The sequence below is a fragment of the Anabaena sp. 4-3 genome, assembly GCF_001597745.1.
Classification (GTDB): Bacteria; Cyanobacteriota; Cyanobacteriia; order Cyanobacteriales; family Nostocaceae; genus Trichormus.
Genome location: NZ_LUHJ01000049.1, coordinates 55,997 through 76,050, shown reverse-complemented (window position 1 = coordinate 76,050; position 20,054 = coordinate 55,997). Strand labels below are relative to the sequence as shown.

Here is a 20,054-nt window from a genome sequence, read left to right as displayed (position 1 = left end):
ATCAGCCTCTCAAAGATTTTTAATTGACATTACCTGTAAAATCTGTGTTGCGATATCGCGAGAAATACCTAAAGCTTGAGATAAATCATTTAAAAAGATTTTTTCTTCTTCCGTGACTAAACCCTCACCCAAAACCAAATCAGCAGCTACCGCAAAAGCGGCTTCTCGTAATTCTGGGGATAACGAGGCTTTAGCTAGATTAAATAAGGCATTAAAACCATCTCGCCAAAGAATATCTAAGTTTTTCTGTAATAGCTGATAGATTGCTTGTGGTGAGTAATTTCTCAACAGCTTTGTCCTTGACAACACAGAGGTCAAATGATACTGTTGCTCATCACTCAAATAACTATCGCATAATGTGGACATTAAGACGATAGCTGCAAAAGCTTCGGCTGGGCTAAGGATTTCAGGGGCTAGGGTTTCTTTGCTCAGAACTGCATCTAGTAGATTCATGATAGTCGCTCTTGGATGGGGGTCTCAATAGCGTACAGTTACCTTTACAGTTCTTAACTGTCGGGTTAACCTGAAAGGCTGTGAGACTTTCATGATTTAGTGTTCCCAAGATTTTTGGACAGTGAACACTCCCACCCAAGATGCTGGAAATTAAATATATATATAGTTTCAGAACTATGGGTTAATTTAGCGTTGTCCTGTCTTTTCAATGGTTTCAATAACTGCCAACCCTATACCAGAAGCTGCAATTAACAGTATTGCTGACAGCAGATAGGCGTTGGTTAATATCCGCAAGGCTTCATCGAAAAAAATATAGGTGGTCATAGCTTCACCTGTTGAACTTTGTGTTGCTAGTATTGATTATTTCTCCACGTTCTTAGTGAAAAATTCCGTTGAGAAACTGCTAGCAATTGCATCTTAACAAAACTTTAGCTCTTGCATCAGACCAATAAGATTTTTTCTTTCTGAAGATTTGATGAATTTAGCCCTAAGTTAGTCACAGACAATACTGAAAATTGTTTATGGCTCAAATTTCAGCATTTTATTTACTGTTAGTATCCAGTACAGCTTGTAAATTCCAGCACAAATATTTCTTAAAATAGTGAAAAATATTAAAATTCAAAAAAGAGCTAATATAACTTGATTTTTCGGAAAAAACCAGAAATTATTCAGATAAATTATCAGCAAATTTACTTGCAAGCTATTGATTGATATACTTAAATTTAGCAGGGAATAATATATAAAATAAATTGATAAATTAGTTTAAAAAATTCAATATAAAATATGAATCTATCTGGATAGCTGTGTTTCTGCCACAGATTGATTAAGTAATGTAAACTGGGCTGTTTATATACTTCATTTCTTAGTAAAAATCCTGATAATATTCTCCAAGCAAAAAACACAAATATTTGCCTGTAACGCTGATACTGTAGGACAGATAGCCGCAATCATCACTGGCATTGCTCATACTGTAATGAAAGTTCATAGATACTAAAATACTCAATATTTATGCTGAATTACAAAAATTTGTCATCAATTTTAAGTTTTTTTTTCCTCATCTCTGTTTGACTGGGCGCAACATTACTTAATATTCCGCCTAGCTGGGAAATTGTTGTGAGTGAAAGTTAGGGAACAGGGAACAGGGAACAGGGAACAGGGAACAGGGAACGGGGAACGGGAAAAGAGAAAAAATCAGCATCGAAAACTGATCATAAGTAATTAGCCGGACATGATGTCAGGTGGCAGGATATGAAGAAATATTTCCGCAATGGCATCTTTGGGCTTAACTCAGACAAGGTGCAATTGTGGCAATCACAGATTGAGCCAGGGTTTCAAAATCATAACCACCTTCTAAGCCAAAGAGAATTTTACGTGTAATTCCTAAACAATAATCAGTCAACACCGCATAATCTCTGGGTTGTAAATTGATGCTAGCTAAAGGATCATCAGCATTAGCATCATAACCAGCACTAACAATTAATAAATCTGGCTGAAACTCAGCTAAAAACGGTACTATCTTTTGTTCCACTAACGGCTGATAAACTGTGATATCACTACCGGGAGGAACGGGAAGATTTAACACATTATTATGAAAACCGTGTTCTGTGGCTCTACCAGTACCGGGATAGCAGGGATATTGATGTAAAGAACAGTAAGCTATTTGGGGGTGCATTTCCACGATCGCCTGAGTACCGTTACCATGATGTACATCCCAATCGAGGATAGCGACACGGTTAACTGCGGGTTGTTCTAAAGCATAAAAAGCTGCGATCGCCGCATTAGAAAATAGACAGAAGCCCATCCCAGTATCACTTTCAGCATGATGTCCTGGTGGACGAGACAACACAAACGCCGGATTTTCTGAGTTAAGTACAGTATCCACCCCATCCAACCAAGCACTCACCGCTAACAACGCCACATCATAACTGCGGGGAGAAACGGGAGTATCACCATCCAAATAACCGCCACCAGTAGCGGCGATTTCTTGGAGTTTCTTGATATAAGCTGGACTATGGGCTTTGCTTAACAGCGACATCAAGGATAAATTTTCTGATGCGGGTGTCGGCGACTGCCAAGTAAGTTTTTCAGCCAACTCAGATTTTTTCAAAGCATTGACTATCGCCGTCAACCTTTCTGGATTTTCTGGATGATATCTTCCTGTTTTGTGATCAAGAAACTCATCAGAATAGATAACAGGGAACATAGGGAGGAAAATATTCACAGCAAAATAATCAATGCCATTGTATACTCAGCCGGGCATTGGGCATTGGGCATTGGGCATTGGTGACTGAATCAAAATTCTCCCTCATCCCCTATTCTTCGGCGAAACCAATGATTTCATCTCGTGGCTGATCTAACATTTCTGGGACTAAAGCTTGATTACCTCGACGTTCCTCTGGTGATTGTTCACGAATTACATCATCCATCTTGGGTGGATGCTTAATTTTATCCCGCATTTCTGGACTTAATTGTGAGGCATCACCTTCTGGATTCATCTTTTCGGCTTGACTGGGAGTAGTTTCTTTCGTCATGATGATTTTTTTCCCTAAATCTCTAAATATAGGCTAAAATATCGGATTGGTAATTTTGCCCTATCTAAAGCATTAGATTTGATGTTGCTGTCTTGAAAAAAAGCTTTACCAGGAAACATCGCTACGTTTTTTTTCGCTTTTTGACTCCCATAATCATGCTCTCAATTAAACCATGACAGTCACAGCAATAATTAAATAAAAAATCTTATGCTCAATATTGATTAATTTTATGTTGTTCATGCTAATTATTGCGGCTATTTTCATGTTTTATATATCAGTAAAAATTACTTGAATACTTTTTCAAACCTACACACAAGTAGTTAGTCAAAATTCCCATTATTAGCAAAGACACGTCAAGATAAACAGGGAACAAAAAACAGTAAAACCATGTCTATAGTTGATTTTACTTGAGTAATTAACATACTGTTGGTCAAATTAACTAACAAAAATTGTTAGGTGAAAAACCATTTTATTTTTTAATTAAAATTCAGCGAGTCTAACTAACTAAATTTTCATCATAATTTTAGTCAGATAGATGGGTGAGATACCTCGGCAGAGGTAGACAAGATTGTGTTAGAATTGTAGCAAAATATGGCAATTATTCTGGAATAATTTTGCATTATTTTGCGCTTTGTCAAGTACGAAGGCTAAAATCTAAGTTTTTTGGAGTTTTTTAGTTTATGACAACCTCACAGGAGAGGATTATCCCGACGGATCTGCGGAATGAAATGTCCCGGTCTTATCTGGAATACGCCATGAGTGTGATCGTGGGTAGGGCGTTACCAGATGCCAGGGATGGTCTAAAACCTGTGCATCGTCGCATCCTCTACGCTATGCACGAACTAGGGTTAACCCACGATCGCCCGTTTCGGAAGTGCGCCCGTGTAGTCGGGGAAGTGTTGGGTAAATATCACCCCCACGGCGATACGGCGGTGTATGATGCCTTGGTGCGGATGGCACAGGATTTTTCCATGCGATCGCCTCTAATTAACGGTCATGGTAACTTTGGTTCGGTGGACAATGACCCACCGGCGGCAATGCGTTATACTGAGTGTCGCTTGCAAGCTTTAACCAGTTCTGCCCTCCTCCAAGACATAGAGTCGGAAACTGTAGATTTTATCGATAACTTCGACGGTTCCCAACAAGAACCGACGGTTTTACCCTCCCGTATCCCCCAACTACTTCTCAATGGTTCTTCGGGGATTGCGGTAGGCATGGCTACCAACATCCCACCCCACAATTTAGGCGAATTAATTGATGGGTTAGTGGCAGTAATTCACAACCCAGAAATTACCGATTTACAATTAATGCAGTATGTCCACGGGCCAGACTTTCCCACCGGGGGGCAAATTCTGGGGACATCCGCCATTAAAGAAGCCTACACCACAGGGCGTGGTTCCATTACCATGCGGGGTGTCGCCAACATAGAAACCATTGAACAGCGAGGCCGTCCCGATAGAGAAGCCATCATCATCACCGAATTACCCTATCAAACCAACAAAGCCGCACTGATTGAAAAAATTGCCGAGTTGGTGAACGACAAGCGCATTGAAGGAATAGCAGACATTCGAGATGAAAGCGATCGCGATGGCATGAGAATCGTGATCGAACTCAAACGAGATGCCTATCCCCGTGTGGTGCTAAATAACCTATATAAACAAACACCACTACAAGCCAACTTTGGCGCGAATATGTTGGCATTGGTGAACGGCGAACCGCAAATCCTCACCCTCAAGCAATTTCTCAACGTCTTCCTCGATTTCCGCATCGAATCGATCACCAGACGCACCCGCTACGAACTGCGAAAAGCCGAAGAACGTGACCATTTGTTACAAGGCTTACTAATTGCTTTGTCCCATCTCGATGCGATTATTAACTTAATTCGCAACGCGCCAGATGCACCCACAGCCAAAGGTGAGTTAATCACCACTTACGGACTCTCAGAAGTGCAAGCCGATGCAATTTTACAGATGCAATTGCGGCGGTTAACAGCCTTAGAAGCTGACAAAATCCGCTTAGAACACGAAGATTTGCAAAATCAGATTGCTGATTTACAAGATATTTTGGCACGACGCGAACGGATTCTAGAAATCATAGAAACTGAAGTCAGCCAAATTAAAACCAGCTTTGCCACACCCCGACGCACAGTCATCACCCACGCCGAAGGAGAAATTGACGATCGCGACTTGATCGCCAATGAAAAAGCCATTATTCTGTTGACAGAGCAAGGCTATATTAAACGGATGCCAGTCAACACCTTTGAGGCGCAAAGCCGTGCTACCAGAGGCAAAGCCGCCGCCAAAGTCAAAGATGATGATACAGTCGAGCATTTCTTAACTTGCTGCGACCATGATAGCGTCTTATTCTTTAGCGATCGCGGAGTCGTCTATTGCCTGAAAGCCTATCAAATCCCCGTCGGTTCACGTACCAGTCGCGGCACCCCCATAGTACAACTCCTACCCATACCCAAAGAAGAAAAAATTACATCCATAGTCCCCGTTGATGAGTTTAGCAGCGAAGAATACTTAGTCATGCTCACCAAAGGCGGTAACATCAAGAAAACCGAATTGGCAGCATTCAGCAACATTCGCGCCAACGGCTTAATAGCCATTTCCTTAGAAGAAGGGGATCAACTGCGCTGGGTACGTCGCGCCAGAGTCGAAGACAGCGTAATTGTCGGTTCTCGTCATGGTATGGCAATACACTTTAGATGTAACCACGAACAACTGCGTCCTTTAGGTAGGGCGACTCGTGGAGTCAAATCCATGAAACTCAAGCCAGGGGATGAATTAGTCGGGATGGATATTCTGCCCGCCGCCATTCTCGATACATTAAACACCGACGAAACCGACATCGAAGAACCCGAAACCGAAGAACTCGAAACCAGCGAAGAAACCGCAGAAGTTCCAGGTAACGGCAGCATCGGCCCTTGGGTATTAGTCATCACAATGGGAGGTTACGGAAAGCGCGTCCCAGTAGCCCAATTCCGCCTACAAAATCGGGCTGGACAAGGTTTAATGGCGACTAAATTCAAAAACCGCAAAACCAAAGACCAATTAGCCACCCTCGGTATTGTCAACAATGATAATGAAATCATGATGGTGACAAGTCGCGGTATTATAATTCGTCAAGCAGTCAACGCAATTTCTGTACAATCCCGTTCTGCAACTGGGGTGAGAGTGCAAAGACTCGACGAAGATGACGCAATTACCGGAGTAGCAATAGTTCCTCCTGATACAGCCGATACAGCCGATACAGCCGACGTGGAAGAAGCGGAATGAAGTCAAAAGTAAAAAGTAAACAGGTAAAAGAAATACTCCCTTTTGCTATTTACCTTTTACTTTCCCTAGCCAGTGGGATAGTCATGGGGTTAACCGTCGCCCCTGTGGGTGCATGGTTCCTAGCTTGGCTAGCCCTAGCCCCCCTCTGGGTGCTAGTTATCACTTGTGCTAACAGAAAAAATCCCTATCCCCTACCCCTGCTGGGTGTAGCCTGGGGTATGGGTTATCACGGTGTAGCCTTATTTTGGATTACCGGCATCCATCCTATGGATTGGTTGGGTGTGCCTTGGTGGCCAAGTTTAGCTATCACCGTGTTTTGTTGGACATTTATTAGTCTCTGGGGTGGGGTATTTGTAGGGATTTGGGCTGGTGTAATGTCGCGTCTCAACCTGCAAAAATCCCTACTACGTATCTTATTCGGCACAGCAATGTGGTGCGGTTTAGAAAGCTTGTGGAGTGCCGGGCCTTTGTGGTGGAGTTCTCTAGCTTACACCCAAAGTCCGCATAACCTCGTAATTCTGCATCTAGGTCAACTCTCCGGGCCGAATACCGTCACAGCCGCCATTGTCGCCGTCAATGGTTTAATTGCGGAAGGCTGGATAAATTACCAACAAAACCAGACTTCACGCTTCATTAACAAATATTTAGCAGTTGCCACAGGTTTATTAGTTGGTTTACACCTGATTGGTTTTGTATTATACATTCCTCCCATCGCCCAACCAACCGCCGCCGCCTTAAAGGTGGGGGTAGTTCAGGGAAATATTCCCAACAAAATTAAACTACTGCCTGAAGGAGTGCAACGCGCCATTAGAGGTTACACCGAGGGATATTTAACCTTAGTGAATCAAGGTGTTAATGCCGTCTTGACTCCAGAAGGCGCAATGCCTTTTTTTGACAAAAATTTGGCGGTGACTCCCCTAGTCTCAGCGATAAAAGACAAAGGTGTAATTGCTTGGGTGGGGGCTTTTGGCAGCAAGGGACGCAGCTACACCAACAGTTTATTTACCATCAACGGTGACGGTGAAATTACCAGCCGCTACGACAAATCCAAATTAGTACCGTTGGGTGAGTATATCCCCTTTGAGGAAGTTTTAGGGGCGATTATTCAGCGTTTATCACCATTGGATGAACATCAAGTACATGGTTCACCCAATCAAATCTTTGACACTCCCTTGGGGCGGGCAATTGTCGGCATTTGTTACGAGTCTGCTTTCCCTGAAGTATTTCGCCGACAAGCTGCTGCGGGTGGGGAATTTATCCTCAGTTCTTCCAATGATGCTCATTATAGTGCTGCCATGCCATTCCAGCATCACGCCCAGGATATCATGCGAGCAATTGAGACTGATAGATGGTCAGTGAGGGCAACTAACACCGGATATTCAGCCTTTGTTGATCCTCATGGTAAAACTTTGTGGATGTCTGGATACAATACTTATGAAACCCATGCAGCCACGATTTACCGACGACAGACAAAAACTTTATATGTGCGTTGGGGTGATTGGTTGACACCTGGATTATTATTTTTGGCTGTGTTAGGGAAATTTGCCCCCCGCTACAGCAAGGCTAAGGCTGTGTCATAGCGATCGCTAAAGGCTGAGATGGGGAGATTGAGAAAAAGCGATCGCCTCCGGTGGGTAGTTATTTCAAGAACGGATTAGTCTGTCTGGTTCTAAGTGCAGGACATGGATCTCTTCTAATTCGTCCGTCAAATGTAAAAGTGGTGCCATTAGAATTAATTGCATTACCACTGATTCTTCCAGAACGACCTTGAAAGTTGGCAGTGCTTCTACCGCTAAATCCCACATTTACAGAAGATGATCTAGTGACAGCTTGCCAATTTCGGTTATTCCTACCTAAATTTGTCCCGTCATAGACAGCCCCTAATCCATCAATTCTTAAATTATTTCGTTGACCAAAATCAAAACAAGCATCAAACCTATCGCGATCGCTTGATTGAACCCTAACATCGTAACTATTTCCTTCTACTGCTGCCATCGTTGGCATAGCAAAAGCAACAATTCCTCCCAATAACCCCAATAAAGCCACACTGCTATTTAGAAAGCCACTATCCCACTTGATATTTTTCATGGCTAAACTCATTCCTTCTGGCTGAGTAAATTCATAAATCCATATCAATAAAATCTCTCCAAGTGTTTCTCTCCAAGCATTGCTCAAACTTGGGAAAATTCCACCAAAATATGCACTTATGAATTTTGTGTTTAATTTATATATGTTAACTGTCACCTTGAGTGTATCTGTGACTCACTATTGATATATAGCCATATCTATCAATAGTCTGAATAATTTATTGGTATGATCAATACCTTCACCAATTTGTCAAGGATATATGGAAAACCCTGTGTTTTTAAATGTCAAAAATATGTTAATTGTTAGCGAATTATTAACTCTGACGCACCCTACAATACAGTTTAATTATCACACTTACATAAGTCTTAAAAATACACAAAACTAGCCAAATATATCCAAAAATGGCTAGTTTTTAACTTATGCGGATGAAAGGACTTGAACCTTCACTCCTCTCGGAACTAGAACCTAAATCTAGCGCGTCTGCCAATTCCGCCACATCCGCCTGAGCAACTATACTAGCTTAACATACTTTTTCGAGAAATGGGGACTAGGAAAGAAAATTTTTTGCTCATACCAAATCCCCAATTTTCCACCTAATTAGATAACTGCCACGCGCGGCAAGCGATGTTTAAAGCCACAGAGAATTTCCCAGGAAATCGTGTTGAGTGTTTCAGCCCAATCATCGGCTAAAATTCGCTCTTTGCCTTGTTCTCCCAATAAGGTAACGATTTCTCCTTCCTGCACATCTGGCACTGTACTAACATCGATCATCAACTGATCCATTGTAATCGCGCCGATTTGCGGTACACGTTGACCGCGAATTAATACGTGCATTTTGTTAGAAAGATTACGCGGTACGCCGTCAGCATAACCAATTCCCACAACAGCAAGGCGCATTTCACGGGGGGCGATAAATTGATGTCCGTAGCTGACACCAGTACCCGCAGCGATGGTTTTAACGTGGGTAACTCTGGCGTTGAGTTGCAGCACAGGTTTAAGTTTGATTGTCGGTTGTAAATGTGGTGCTGGGTAGAGTCCATACACCGCTAAACCGACGCGCACCATGTCATAGTGTAATCCTCTGTTGGTAAGGGTGGCGGCTGAGTTGGCTAGGTGCAAACTCTTAATTTTGATACCCAAGGCGTGAATTTGGGCGATCGCCTCCTCAAATCTTCTATGTTGTTCTAGCATGATAGCTGGGTCAGGACTATCAGCAGTTGCTAAGTGGGAATATACACTGGCAATCTCAAGACGGGGTAAACTTTCTACTAACTGCACAAACTCCCCGGCTTGTTCCCAGTTTGTACCCAGCCTAGACATTCCTGTGTCTAGCTTAATGTGTACAGGCAAAGGCGAACCATATTCAATAGTTTCTAAGGTATTGGAAAATATTAAAGCTTGTTTGGGACTGCCGATGGTGGGCTGAAGATGCCAGTGAGCGATCGCATGAATTTGTTCTGGGGTATAAGTTGCCCCTAAAATCAAAATTGGGGCTTTAATTCCCGCTTCTCTCAGTTGAATTCCCTCTGGAACTGTGGCGACTCCCAACCAACTCGCACCCGCTTGCAATACCGTTTGCGCCACTGTCACAGCACCATGTCCGTAAGCATCCGCCTTCACTACTGCCATTAACTGGGTACGTGGTGATAAAAATTGCTTGATTTGTTGTATATTATAAGACAAAGCCCCTAGATCAATTTCCACCCACGCACGTTGGGAAAACCAGGCGTAGGTGTCACACTGTTGATTAGTAGCAATGCTAGAAGCTTGCTCACGACTTAACATTTTTTCACCCTCCTCTCACACCACTGTTTGATTGTTGAATATTGTAATGATTTTGATTTCTAATCCTGCGAGGTATATCTAAATTAATCAGGAAGTTTAACCTTGATTTAGGAATGAATACAATATACCCACGCCCATAACTCCCAATTCCCTATCTTTGGGTGTAAGTAAGATTTACCAATAATCCATAAGATTTAATCTGTGAGGCATCCGGCAAAGGTAAACAAAACCCTGGCTCAAAATATATACGTTCTTTAATCGCCGCCTTCCAGATGAATATCACCTAGATTATGCAGCAACAAGGCAGACAGATAATTGCTACTGGGAAGTTTGTCAGCAATTATCTGCACTGATTTGTATCAATTTTAAAATTCTCGCGGAAGTATAATTTATTCTCATCTCCCAATGAGAGGAGATTCGTGTTAATATATGTAAAACTAATACCTTGAGCGTCAATCAATGGGGAAGGTTTTAGTCCTAAACGCCTCTTACGAACCGCTCAACATCACGAGCTGGCGGCGTGCTGCGGTTCTGCTAATTAAAGGTAAAGCAGAACGAGTTGAACATAACGGCAGGTTACTTTATGCGGATTTTCCCTTGCCAACCGTTATTCGGTTGCGTCACTATGTCCGCGTTCCTTACAAGGAAATTCCTTTGACTCGCCGGAATATCTTGCATCGAGACGGACACACTTGCCAATACTGCGGTTATACAGGCGATGAACTAACATTAGACCACGTAATCCCGCGATCGCGTGGTGGGGGAGACTCCTGGGAAAACATTGTTACCGCTTGCGTGCGTTGCAATGTCAAAAAAGGTAATCGCACTCCCCACGAAGCACAGATGTTGCTGCGTCATCCGCCTCGCAAACCCTATAGTAGCCTCTATTTTGAGGTTGGCAAGCATTTGAAGAGTGGACTGCATCAAGAATGGCAAAAATATGTTATAGGACTTTGACATTAACTAGCTAACCCCAAATATCCAGAATTTTGATTGTCACCTAATCCAGGTGCTACATCTGTTTGTCTTGTGAGACAAGGCAGTGTCAGTAATTTGGATGTAAATTGGCTTGGGTACAAACGTGGCATCGTGATTAGCTAGTCTGGGTGTGAACCGGGCTGATAGCCTGGGTTATTGATTGCTGTTGATTGCACAGCTTTGTGCTGTGTAAACTGGACATATCAATTCTTCAACAGCATCACATCATAACACATAAAATTAAAAAAATCTAAATTATTTGAGAATTTCTCAGTTAAGACGATAAAAGAAGGCTTTTATGGATTTATTCATCATCCTGGATGCCTAAACCCTCCATTGCACGGGAGGGTTAGTAGCTAGTTAATGATTTGCTAACTATTGCTGACAAATACTCACATTTAATCTAGGTGACACAACTGATGTATGTGGTGATGATGTCGGGATTTGGCTGTAGAATAGCATCATGCTACTAGGATTTAAGACACAACTAAAACTCAAGCGAAAACAACGACTACTACTAGCACAACACGCCGGAGTAGCCAGACATGCTTGGAATCAAGGTTTAGCATTGTGTCAGCTCTAGGAAGAAGCAGGAAGAAAAAGCTGGCACTTGTGAGCATTTGTGAGCTTTTTTGAATCGGCTTGAGCAAAACAGTAGCTTGAGAAAGTAATCGGCAAACAAGAAAGTTCTAGCCTTTGATGTTGTTGACATCTGTATTGAGGCAATAGCTGGCAATAGCTTTGCTGTTTACTTATCTAAAAAACATAATCAGCATTGATAAGCATTTGGGATGAGTTTTCAGCCTCTATGTGCATTCTGGTATAATTAGGAGGATTGCCGAACTATCTTCTTGACAAGAAATATACCGAGATACATATCCCTATCTCCTCATATTTTTGCGAAGATCAGAATGTGGGGCTAAATCAGTCAAGTGCTGGTTTTAGTGTCTCTGAACAAATATATTACGCCTCACACTTACAATCACCGTCACTATGCAATTGAATTCTTCCTTGATTAAGCAGTCTGATAATTTTTCAGTGGCTACCGAGTCAAATCCGGAGGAACCTGAAATAGATAAAGACACAGAAATTTCATTGATTAGATCCACGTTACCTACTGCTAACGGCGAAGGAGTCGGCTTATATATAGGGCAACGTAGCAATTCCTTAGCATTTCAAAAGTCAGAAGAATTGCAACAGACGCTACTATCACACCGGCATGAGCGTCAGTTGATCATTTTGCAAGACTTTCCTGATCCTGATGCGTTGTCTTCTGCTTGGACTTACCAACTAATTGCCCAGCAATATGATATCAAGTGTGAAATTATTTATGCTGGGACTTTAAGCCATCAAGAAAATATTGCCCTAGTGAAGCTCACAGGTTTACCTGCCCAACGCTGGACAACGCAAACCCTGAAAAATAAAGACTTATCATCGTATCAGGGCTTTGTCTTAATCGATAACCAAGGCACAACCAGCCAGTTACTAACAGCAGTACAGCAAGCAGGAATACCACTGGTAGCAGTCATTGATCACCACAGCATACAAGCTGAACTGAAAACAGAATTTGCGGATGTTCGTCCTTATGTACGAGCTACAGCCACAATTTTTACTCAATATCTTCAATCTGGCTTACTGGCGTTAGATAGTAGCATTAGCCAACACGTTAGATGTGCTACTGCCTTAATGCACGGCTTGCGTTCAGATACTAATCGCCTCATGCAAGCCCAAGAAGAAGATTTTATGGCAGCCGCGTATCTGAGTCGGTTTTATGATGCTCAATTGCTGAATGCGATACTGCAAGCCAACCGTTCTAAACGGGTGATGGATGTGATTGAGCGATCGCTCAAAAACCGCATCGTCCAAAATAACTTTTCTATTGCTGGTGTAGGATACTTACGCTACGACGACCGCGATGCCATCCCCCAAGCGGCAGATTTTTTAGTTACCGAAGAAAACGTCCATACTGCCGTAGTGTATGGCATTGTTCACGATGAAGATGACGAGTTAGAAGTGGTGATTGGTTCCCTAAGAACTACCAAACTCACCTTAGATCCTGATGAATTTATCAAAGAAGCCTTTGGTCAAGATAGTAGCGGACGATTTTTTGGTGGTGGTAGGACTGGTGCTGGTGGTTTTGAAATTCCGATGGGATTCTTATCTGGGAGTAATGAAAATTCTGCCTACGCGAAAATGAAATGGGAAGTATTTGACGCGCAAATTAAGCAGAAGTTATTCAAATTAGTGAATCCTAAAGACAACCCCATTCAGTCTGAGTGAATCTTGAACTAAATTACAAGCAATAGATAACCAGAGTCTATTAAAACCGATGCAAAAACGGTTGTTATGCAGCTTTAACTAATTGAGATTGAAGCCAAGAAATTAATTTCTTGGCTGTTTATGTATTGTCAAATTAGATACAATTAGTTATATGATTTGTCTAGTTGATTGTAGGTATACAGCTTCATAAGTCAGTATGAAAAATGCTGTAAGTTTGTTCACTGCTTGGGTGCGTCATGTTCAAGAATAGGATATGTTAATTCACAGTGGGTGTAACTCCTCAATTGTCAGCTAGGAATCTACTGTGGAACTGTATCTAATTCGACATGGCATAGCCGTAGAAAAGCAAGCCGGAATCAAAGATGAGGAACGGGAACTAACTCCAGAAGGACGGGAAAAAACCGAGAAAGTAGCCCAACGCCTGAAAAAACTGGGTTTACAGTTTGATTTGATAGTCACCAGCCCCCTAGTACGCGCCCGTCAAACAGCAGATATCTTACTGCAAGCTAAACTTAGTTCACAGTTAGAAGTGTCCAACCATTTAGCTCCCAATGGTCATATTTCCAGTTGGTTAGATTATTGGTTAAAACCCCGAAATTTACCGCCAAACACCCAATTAGCCCTTGTAGGACATGAGCCTTGTTTGAGTAATTGGGCAGAAATTCTTCTCTGGGGAGAAGCCAAAAACAGTTTAGTCCTCAAAAAAGCAGGTATGATCGGAGTAAAACTGCCAGAAATCGGTTCACCTGTGGGTAGTAGTCAGATGTTTTGGTTGACACCGCCCAGGTACTTGCTATAACTTTTTGCAACCTTTCTTAAAGAATTGTTGTAAGCTCGGTTACTGTTATGGCGACCATAATTTCTGGTAAGTTAGCGTGTCGAATATTTCACTAAGCAAATGGTGTTGCCATGATGGTGTGCGAATACAAGCCTGGTTTAGAGGGCATTCCCGCCGCCCAATCGAGTATCAGTCATGTAGATGGGCAGAAGGGAATACTAGAATATCGTGGCATTCGGATTGAGGAATTAGCCGCAAAAAGTACATTTTTGGAAACTGCTTATCTCCTCATTTGGGGCGAATTGCCAAGTAAACAAGAACTGCAAGCATTTGAGGAAGAAGTTCGCCTCCACAGGCGGATTAAATACCGCATTCGAGACATGATGAAATGCTTCCCGGAAAGCGGTCATCCAATGGACGCGCTACAAGCCTCTGCTGCGGCTTTAGGCTTGTTCTACTCCCTGCGGGATTTACATAATCCGGCTTATATTCGGGATTCTGTAGTGCGGTTAATTGCCACTATCCCCACAATGGTGGCAGCATTCCAGTTAATGCGGAAAGGTAACGACCCCGTAAAGCCTCGCGATGACTTAGATTATTCTGCCAATTTTCTCTACATGCTCAACGAGAAAGAACCGGATGAATTGGCGGCAAAAATCTTTGATGTCTGCTTGATTCTCCACGTTGAACATACAATGAATGCTTCTACCTTCAGTGCTAGGGTAACAGCTTCTACCTTAACTGACCCCTACGCCGTGGTAGCCAGTGCTGTAGGAACTTTGGGCGGCCCGCTTCACGGTGGAGCTAACGAAGAAGTCATTCAGATGTTGGAAGAAATCGGCTCGGTAGAAAATGTTCGTCCTTATGTTGAGGATAGACTGCAACGCAAACAGAAGCTAATGGGCTTTGGTCATCGCGTCTACAAAGTCAAAGACCCCAGAGCGATAATTTTGCAAGACCTAGCAGAACAATTGTTTGCGAAGTTTGGCGCAGACAAATATTACGACATTGCCCAAGAAATGGAACGGGTAGTCGAAGAGAAACTTGGTCACAAAGGAATTTATCCTAATGTTGACTTTTATTCCGGTTTGGTGTATAGAAAGATGGGAATTCCCACAGACTTATTTACACCAATATTTGCGATCGCTCGTGTGGCTGGTTGGCTAGCTCACTGGAAAGAACAACTCGCAGAAAACCGGATTTTCCGTCCAACCCAGATTTATAACGGTGATCACGGAGTTCCTTACATCCCCCTCGACCAACGTTAAGTAGTAATTCCATTGTCAGTCACATCACCCCCCAGTCTTGGGCAGTAGAAACTGAATAGACAGTGGAAAACCGTTACCAAAATGGAAGCGGCGGCTTTGTGTTGCTTGTTTGAGGGACTGGGGACTGGGGACTGAAGATTGGGGACTGGGGACTGGGGACTGGGGACTGGGGACTGGGGACTGGTTAACAAGTTTTCCCTTGTCCCCCTCATCCCCCTCATCCCCCTCATCCCCCTCATCTCCCCTACACCCCTGCTCATAGTCAATCTCAATCCTAGCTATAAGTAGAAGTTCTCATGTAGCTACAGAAGCCGTAAACCATCGGGCGATATACTAGGCATGGGAAACGGCAAAATCTTCAATCAGGTGTGATCTCAACAGAGATATAAATGGGTGCTGTTGCAGCTATTAGTTTAGCTAATAATTGTCACCCTCCATGACTTGATGACTTAAAGAACGGAAACATGAATTCAGGAATTGACCTCCAAGGAACTTTTATTAAATCCTTGATGGATTTAGGACTCCCGCCAGGGGCAGCTAAAGCAATTTGGATGCCTCTGCCCATGATCCTGATGCTGATAGGGGCAACAGTGGGCGTACTTGTTTGTGTGTGGCTAGAACGGAAGATTTCCGCCGCCGCACAACAGCGAATCGGCCCTGAATATATCGGGCCTTTGGGCTTACTAGCTCCTGTGGCCGACGGTTTAAAGCTGGTATTTAAAGAAGATATTGTCCCAGCCAAATCTGACCCTTGGTTATTTACCCTAGGGCCTATCCTGGTGGTGTTGCCAGTGTTTCTGTCTTATTTGATTGTGCCTTTTGGACAGAATATTGTGATCACCAACATCGGCACCGGGATATTCTTGTGGATTGCTTTATCTAGCATTCAGCCGATTGGCTTGTTGATGGCTGGCTACTCCTCTAATAACAAATACTCTCTCTTAGGGGGGTTGCGGGCAGCAGCACAGTCCATTAGTTATGAAATCCCCTTGGCGTTGAGTGTGTTAGCGATCGCGATGATGTCTAACAGCCTCGACACAGTGGATATTGTTAACCAACAATCCGGCTACGGTATCCTGGGCTGGAACATTTGGCGACAGCCCCTTGGTTTTCTCATCTTTTGGATTGCAGCTTTAGCTGAATGCGAACGCCTACCTTTTGACTTACCAGAAGCCGAAGAAGAACTGGTTGCAGGCTACCAAACTGAATACTCAGGGATGAAATTCGCCCTGTTTTATCTCAGTTCCTACGTTAACTTAGTGCTTTCTGCTCTTTTGGTAGCAGTTTTGTACTTAGGCGGTTGGGATTTCCCCATTCCCATCAACATGATAGCTGGTTGGTTGGGAGTCAGTGAACTAAATCCCGTACTGCAAGTCATTACTGCGGCTTTGGGTATCTTCATGACCTTACTCAAAGCTTACTTTCTCGTGTTTATTGCTATCCTGTTGCGCTGGACAGTACCACGGGTACGCATTGACCAGTTGTTAGATTTAGGATGGAAGTTTTTGCTACCCGTTGGGTTAGTAAATCTACTATTAACCGCAGCCCTAAAACTCGCCTTTCCCGTCGCCTTTGGTGGTTAGTCATGAGTCATGAGTCAATGGTCATTCATCTTTAAGAAAATGATCATTGACCAAGAACACTGACAACTAACAAGTAACACAAGAGAGAGACACAAAATGCTCAAGTTCCTCAAACAAGTTGGTGATTACGCCAAAGAAGCAGTACAAGCCGGACGTTACATTGGTCAAGGGCTATCTGTCACTTTCGACCACATGCGTCGCCGTCCTGTCACCGTGCAGTACCCTTATGAAAAACTGATTCCTGGTGAACGGTTTCGCGGTCGGATTCATTATGAATTTGATAAATGTATCGCCTGTGAAGTTTGTGTGCGGGTTTGTCCGATTAACCTACCTGTAGTTGATTGGGAATTCGACAGAGCTACCAAAAAGAAAAAGCTCAAACACTACAGCATCGATTTCGGTGTTTGTATTTTCTGCGGTAACTGTGTGGAATATTGCCCAACTAACTGTCTATCAATGACAGAAGAATATGAGCTAGCCGCTTACGATCGCCATGAACTCAACTATGATAGTGTGGCATTAGGTCGTATGCCTTACAAAGTCACAAATGACCCAATGGTGACACCACTACGCGAACTGGTTTATCTACCAAAAGGCGTTCTGGAACCCCACGGTGTACCCGCCGATGCACCTCGTGCTGGGGCGCGTCCAGAAGACTTAGTAGAACAAGTAGAAAAGTAAGCCTCATTAGTCATTTGTCCTTTGCTAACGACTAATGACCCTTACGGGTTCGCCAGTCGCTCATGGGGGAAACCCCCAAGACCGCGCTGGCTCACTAATGACTACAGATCATTGACTGAGGACAAAAAACAGTGAATCTAGCGGAAGGAGTACAGGTTGTTACCTTTGGCATATTGGCAGTAATGATGATTGGTGCAGCCCTGGGTGTGGTGTTAGCATCGAGCATCGTTTATTCTGCCTTTCTGTTGGGTGGTGTATTCATCAGCATCGCCGGAATGTACCTGTTATTAAATGGTGATTTTGTCGCTGCCGCCCAAGTGTTAATTTATGTCGGGGCGGTCAACGTGCTGATTTTGTTCGCTATTATGTTGGTGAACAAGCGGCAGGATTTTACCCCCTTTCCCAGTGCGGGAGTACGGAAAATTTTGACTGCGATCGTCGCTGTCGGATTGTTCGCCCTGTTAAGTACGATGGTATTAGCCACCCCTTGGGCTTACTCAACTACTCCTGTGCCGGGAGAAAGTTCCATCGTGTTAATCGGTCAACATTTCTTCACCGACTTTTTATTACCTTTTGAACTGGCTTCTGTATTATTACTGATGGCAATGGTAGGAGCGATTATTTTGGCACGTCGTGAGTATCTGCCAGAAGTCACCCCTTCAGACTTGCCTCAAACTGTGTTGACCTTACCCGAACGCCCCAGAGAACTGGTAGGTGCTGGTAGCGAAACCAAAGAGTAAATACAAGCCAAATATTTCACAAGGGATAGAATAACTAATGCAACTCCAGTATTTTTTATTACTTGCAGCAGCTTTATTCTGCATCGGAATTTATGGCTTAATTACTAGCCGCAATGCTGTAAGAGTGTTGATGTCAATCGAGTTACTGCTGAATGCTGTTAATCTGAATTTAATGGCATTTTCCAACTTTCTTGACTCAACATTAATTAAGGGTCAGGTTTTCACCGTGTTTGTGATTACCGTGGCAGCTGCTGAAGCGGCGGTTGGTTTAGCGATTGTGCTTGCCATTTATCGCAACCGTGATACCGTCGATATGGAGCAGTTTAATCTCCTGAAGTGGTAATTGCGTGTGCAACTCAAGCAGGTAATCATTGCTTATAAAGCGCGAGATTCCCAGAGCAAACGCTGGGCTGAAATTTGCGCTAAACAACTGGAAAATCGCAATTGTCAGGTCTTAATGGGGCCTAGCGGGCCAAAAGATAACCCTTATCCCGTGTTTTTGGCTTCCGCCGGGCAACCCATTGATTTGGCAATTGTACTCGGTGGTGATGGCACTGTCTTAACCAGTGCCAGACATTTAGCAGCAGCTGGTATTCCCATTCTAGGGGTGAATGTCGGTGGTCATCTGGGTTTTTTAACTGAATCAGTCGAAGAATTTCAAGATACAGAGAAAGTTTGGGATCGGCTATTTGAAGACCGCTATGCTATTCAAAGGCGGATGATGTTGCAAGCGGCGGTGTATGAAGGACATCGCACGAATTTGGAACCTGTCACTGAACGCTTTCTGGGATTGAATGAATTTTGTGTCAAACCCGCTTCTGCTGACCGCATGATCACCTCTATCCTAGAAATGGAAATTGATGGCGAAGTGGTAGATCAATATGTGGGTGATGGCTTGATTGTTTCCACTCCCACAGGTTCAACAGGTTATACTGTTTCTGCTAATGGCCCGATCATGCACGATGGTATGGAAGCCATCACCATCACGCCTATTTGTCCGATGAGTCTGTCTAGTCGTCCTCTAGTTTTACCCGCAGGTTCTGTTGTGAGTATCTGGCCTTTGGGTGACTATGATTTGAGTACGAAATTATGGATGGATGGGGTGTTGGCGACTTCAATTTGGCCTGCACATCGTGTTGATATCCGCATGGCTGACTGTCGGGCTAAGTTTATTGTTTTACGAGAAAACAATTCCTATTATCAGACACTACGGGAAAAATTACTCTGGGCTGGTACTAGGGTTCGCTACACTGATAATCACCGAAATTGATTGATGTTTCAGATACGTTTTGATGATAATTCTCATCAATCAGTAATAGGTAATTCTTGTTATAACCAGATACCCGACTTCTTTGAGAAGTCGGGTATCTATTACATAGTCACTAATAATTAATTTTGAATTTGGAATGAGAGAATTTTGAATTGGTATACTGCGTGAGTTGCTGGCAAATGTCAAGCAAATTTAATATTAGGCTAATTCTGTATCTTATTGCCAGATTTTTAGGAAAGTTTACCCAATAATAGAAGCACACTAATATCTTTCAATCTGGTTGAGCAATTTGTTCTCAATAACTGTGTAAATAACGCTTTGATACGTTAATATATCAA

18 protein-coding genes and 1 tRNA gene are annotated in these 20,054 nt (G+C 43.1%); 12 read left to right on the top strand and 7 right to left on the bottom strand.

Features of this window, described 5'->3' with window-relative positions; all coding sequences use genetic code 11:
• Window positions 1-9: 9 nt before the first annotated feature.
• The 4 genes from A3775_RS13385 to A3775_RS13375 form a co-directional block, all read right to left on the bottom strand.
• The gene (locus A3775_RS13385; RefSeq protein WP_066377488.1) at window positions 10-453 is read right to left on the bottom strand and encodes a tellurite resistance TerB family protein; all 444 of its coding nucleotides are present in this window, start codon (window positions 451-453) and stop codon (window positions 10-12) included.
• Between the two features lie 186 nt (window positions 454-639).
• Entirely contained in the window at window positions 640-777 is a 138-nt protein-coding gene (locus tag A3775_RS24670) for a hypothetical protein (protein ID WP_197480149.1), read from the bottom strand.
• Window positions 778-1,735: 958 nt separating this feature from the next.
• Window positions 1,736-2,656, bottom strand: a complete 921-nt coding sequence (locus A3775_RS13380; RefSeq protein ID WP_066425351.1) for a histone deacetylase — start codon at window positions 2,654-2,656, stop codon at window positions 1,736-1,738.
• 109 nt (window positions 2,657-2,765) lie between these two features.
• Window positions 2,766-2,984 carry a hypothetical protein gene (locus tag A3775_RS13375; RefSeq protein WP_066425350.1) on the bottom strand — a complete coding sequence of 73 codons (219 nt, stop codon included), beginning with the start codon at window positions 2,982-2,984 and terminating at the stop codon, window positions 2,766-2,768.
• Window positions 2,985-3,664: 680 nt separating this feature from the next.
• Here A3775_RS13375 and gyrA point away from each other — a divergent pair.
• Entirely contained in the window at window positions 3,665-6,265 is a 2,601-nt protein-coding gene (gene gyrA, locus A3775_RS13370) for a DNA gyrase subunit A (RefSeq protein ID WP_066377482.1), read from the top strand.
• Window positions 6,262-7,845 carry an apolipoprotein N-acyltransferase gene (gene lnt, locus A3775_RS13365; protein ID WP_066377481.1) on the top strand — a complete coding sequence of 528 codons (1,584 nt, stop codon included), beginning with the start codon at window positions 6,262-6,264 and terminating at the stop codon, window positions 7,843-7,845. Before gyrA ends, lnt begins: the two co-directional genes overlap by 4 nt.
• A gap of 58 nt (window positions 7,846-7,903) precedes the next feature.
• Here the strand turns inward: lnt and A3775_RS13360 are convergent, their stop codons facing one another.
• The 3 genes from A3775_RS13360 to alr all read right to left on the bottom strand — a co-directional run bounded on the left by A3775_RS13360 (window position 7,904) and on the right by alr (window position 10,138).
• Window positions 7,904-8,401 carry a hypothetical protein gene (locus tag A3775_RS13360; protein ID WP_156481629.1) on the bottom strand — a complete coding sequence of 166 codons (498 nt, stop codon included), beginning with the start codon at window positions 8,399-8,401 and terminating at the stop codon, window positions 7,904-7,906.
• Window positions 8,402-8,773: 372 nt separating this feature from the next.
• Window positions 8,774-8,855: transfer RNA gene (locus tag A3775_RS13355), tRNA-Leu, on the bottom strand.
• Window positions 8,856-8,950: 95 nt separating this feature from the next.
• Window positions 8,951-10,138: an alanine racemase gene (gene alr / locus A3775_RS13350; protein ID WP_066425347.1), complete on the bottom strand. Its 1,188-nt coding sequence runs from the start codon at window positions 10,136-10,138 to the stop codon at window positions 8,951-8,953.
• 459 nt (window positions 10,139-10,597) lie between these two features.
• Between alr and A3775_RS13345 the strand changes: the two genes are divergently transcribed.
• The 10 genes from A3775_RS13345 to A3775_RS13305 all read left to right on the top strand — a co-directional run bounded on the left by A3775_RS13345 (window position 10,598) and on the right by A3775_RS13305 (window position 19,716).
• Window positions 10,598-11,095, top strand: coding sequence for an HNH endonuclease (locus A3775_RS13345; RefSeq protein WP_066425345.1), 498 nt, complete (start codon window positions 10,598-10,600; stop codon window positions 11,093-11,095).
• A 484-nt stretch (window positions 11,096-11,579) separates the two neighbouring features.
• The gene (locus A3775_RS23595) at window positions 11,580-11,699 is read left to right on the top strand and encodes a helix-turn-helix domain-containing protein (RefSeq protein ID WP_231867007.1); all 120 of its coding nucleotides are present in this window, start codon (window positions 11,580-11,582) and stop codon (window positions 11,697-11,699) included.
• Between the two features lie 410 nt (window positions 11,700-12,109).
• Entirely contained in the window at window positions 12,110-13,396 is a 1,287-nt protein-coding gene (locus A3775_RS13340; protein WP_066377471.1) for a bifunctional oligoribonuclease/PAP phosphatase NrnA, read from the top strand.
• A 304-nt stretch (window positions 13,397-13,700) separates the two neighbouring features.
• Window positions 13,701-14,195: a phosphohistidine phosphatase SixA gene (gene sixA / locus A3775_RS13335; RefSeq protein ID WP_066377468.1), complete on the top strand. Its 495-nt coding sequence runs from the start codon at window positions 13,701-13,703 to the stop codon at window positions 14,193-14,195.
• Between the two features lie 110 nt (window positions 14,196-14,305).
• A complete protein-coding gene (locus tag A3775_RS13330) occupies window positions 14,306-15,442 on the top strand; it encodes a citrate synthase (RefSeq protein WP_066377466.1) in 1,137 nt (378 codons plus the stop codon).
• A gap of 464 nt (window positions 15,443-15,906) precedes the next feature.
• Window positions 15,907-17,025 carry an NADH-quinone oxidoreductase subunit NuoH gene (nuoH, locus tag A3775_RS13325; protein WP_066377464.1) on the top strand — a complete coding sequence of 373 codons (1,119 nt, stop codon included), beginning with the start codon at window positions 15,907-15,909 and terminating at the stop codon, window positions 17,023-17,025.
• A 96-nt stretch (window positions 17,026-17,121) separates the two neighbouring features.
• Window positions 17,122-17,706 carry an NAD(P)H-quinone oxidoreductase subunit I gene (gene ndhI, locus A3775_RS13320; protein ID WP_066377462.1) on the top strand — a complete coding sequence of 195 codons (585 nt, stop codon included), beginning with the start codon at window positions 17,122-17,124 and terminating at the stop codon, window positions 17,704-17,706.
• A 131-nt stretch (window positions 17,707-17,837) separates the two neighbouring features.
• The gene (locus tag A3775_RS13315; RefSeq protein ID WP_066377461.1) at window positions 17,838-18,446 is read left to right on the top strand and encodes an NADH-quinone oxidoreductase subunit J; all 609 of its coding nucleotides are present in this window, start codon (window positions 17,838-17,840) and stop codon (window positions 18,444-18,446) included.
• A 37-nt stretch (window positions 18,447-18,483) separates the two neighbouring features.
• Window positions 18,484-18,789, top strand: coding sequence for an NADH-quinone oxidoreductase subunit NuoK (nuoK, locus tag A3775_RS13310; RefSeq protein ID WP_006199065.1), 306 nt, complete (start codon window positions 18,484-18,486; stop codon window positions 18,787-18,789).
• Between the two features lie 6 nt (window positions 18,790-18,795).
• A complete protein-coding gene (locus A3775_RS13305; protein WP_066377492.1) occupies window positions 18,796-19,716 on the top strand; it encodes an NAD(+) kinase in 921 nt (306 codons plus the stop codon).
• Window positions 19,717-20,054 lie beyond the last annotated feature (338 nt).

Excerpts from the sequence above, each read along its gene's own strand:
- lnt (WP_066377481.1), top strand. The coding sequence starts at position 6,262 with ATGAAGTCAAAAGTAAAAAGTAAACAGGTAAAAGAAATACTCCCTTTT.
- A3775_RS23595 (WP_231867007.1), top strand. The coding sequence starts at position 11,580 with ATGCTACTAGGATTTAAGACACAACTAAAACTCAAGCGAAAACAACGA.
- A3775_RS24670 (WP_197480149.1), bottom strand. The coding sequence starts at position 777 with ATGACCACCTATATTTTTTTCGATGAAGCCTTGCGGATATTAACCAAC.
- nuoH (WP_066377464.1), top strand. The coding sequence starts at position 15,907 with ATGAATTCAGGAATTGACCTCCAAGGAACTTTTATTAAATCCTTGATG.
- A3775_RS13345 (WP_066425345.1), top strand. The coding sequence starts at position 10,598 with ATGGGGAAGGTTTTAGTCCTAAACGCCTCTTACGAACCGCTCAACATC.
- gyrA (WP_066377482.1), top strand. The coding sequence starts at position 3,665 with ATGACAACCTCACAGGAGAGGATTATCCCGACGGATCTGCGGAATGAA.
- nuoK (WP_006199065.1), top strand. The coding sequence starts at position 18,484 with ATGCAACTCCAGTATTTTTTATTACTTGCAGCAGCTTTATTCTGCATC.
- ndhI (WP_066377462.1), top strand. The coding sequence starts at position 17,122 with ATGCTCAAGTTCCTCAAACAAGTTGGTGATTACGCCAAAGAAGCAGTA.
- alr (WP_066425347.1), bottom strand. The coding sequence starts at position 10,138 with ATGTTAAGTCGTGAGCAAGCTTCTAGCATTGCTACTAATCAACAGTGT.
- A3775_RS13340 (WP_066377471.1), top strand. The coding sequence starts at position 12,110 with ATGCAATTGAATTCTTCCTTGATTAAGCAGTCTGATAATTTTTCAGTG.
- A3775_RS13330 (WP_066377466.1), top strand. The coding sequence starts at position 14,306 with ATGATGGTGTGCGAATACAAGCCTGGTTTAGAGGGCATTCCCGCCGCC.
- A3775_RS13375 (WP_066425350.1), bottom strand. The coding sequence starts at position 2,984 with ATGACGAAAGAAACTACTCCCAGTCAAGCCGAAAAGATGAATCCAGAA.
- A3775_RS13380 (WP_066425351.1), bottom strand. The coding sequence starts at position 2,656 with ATGTTCCCTGTTATCTATTCTGATGAGTTTCTTGATCACAAAACAGGA.
- A3775_RS13385 (WP_066377488.1), bottom strand. The coding sequence starts at position 453 with ATGAATCTACTAGATGCAGTTCTGAGCAAAGAAACCCTAGCCCCTGAA.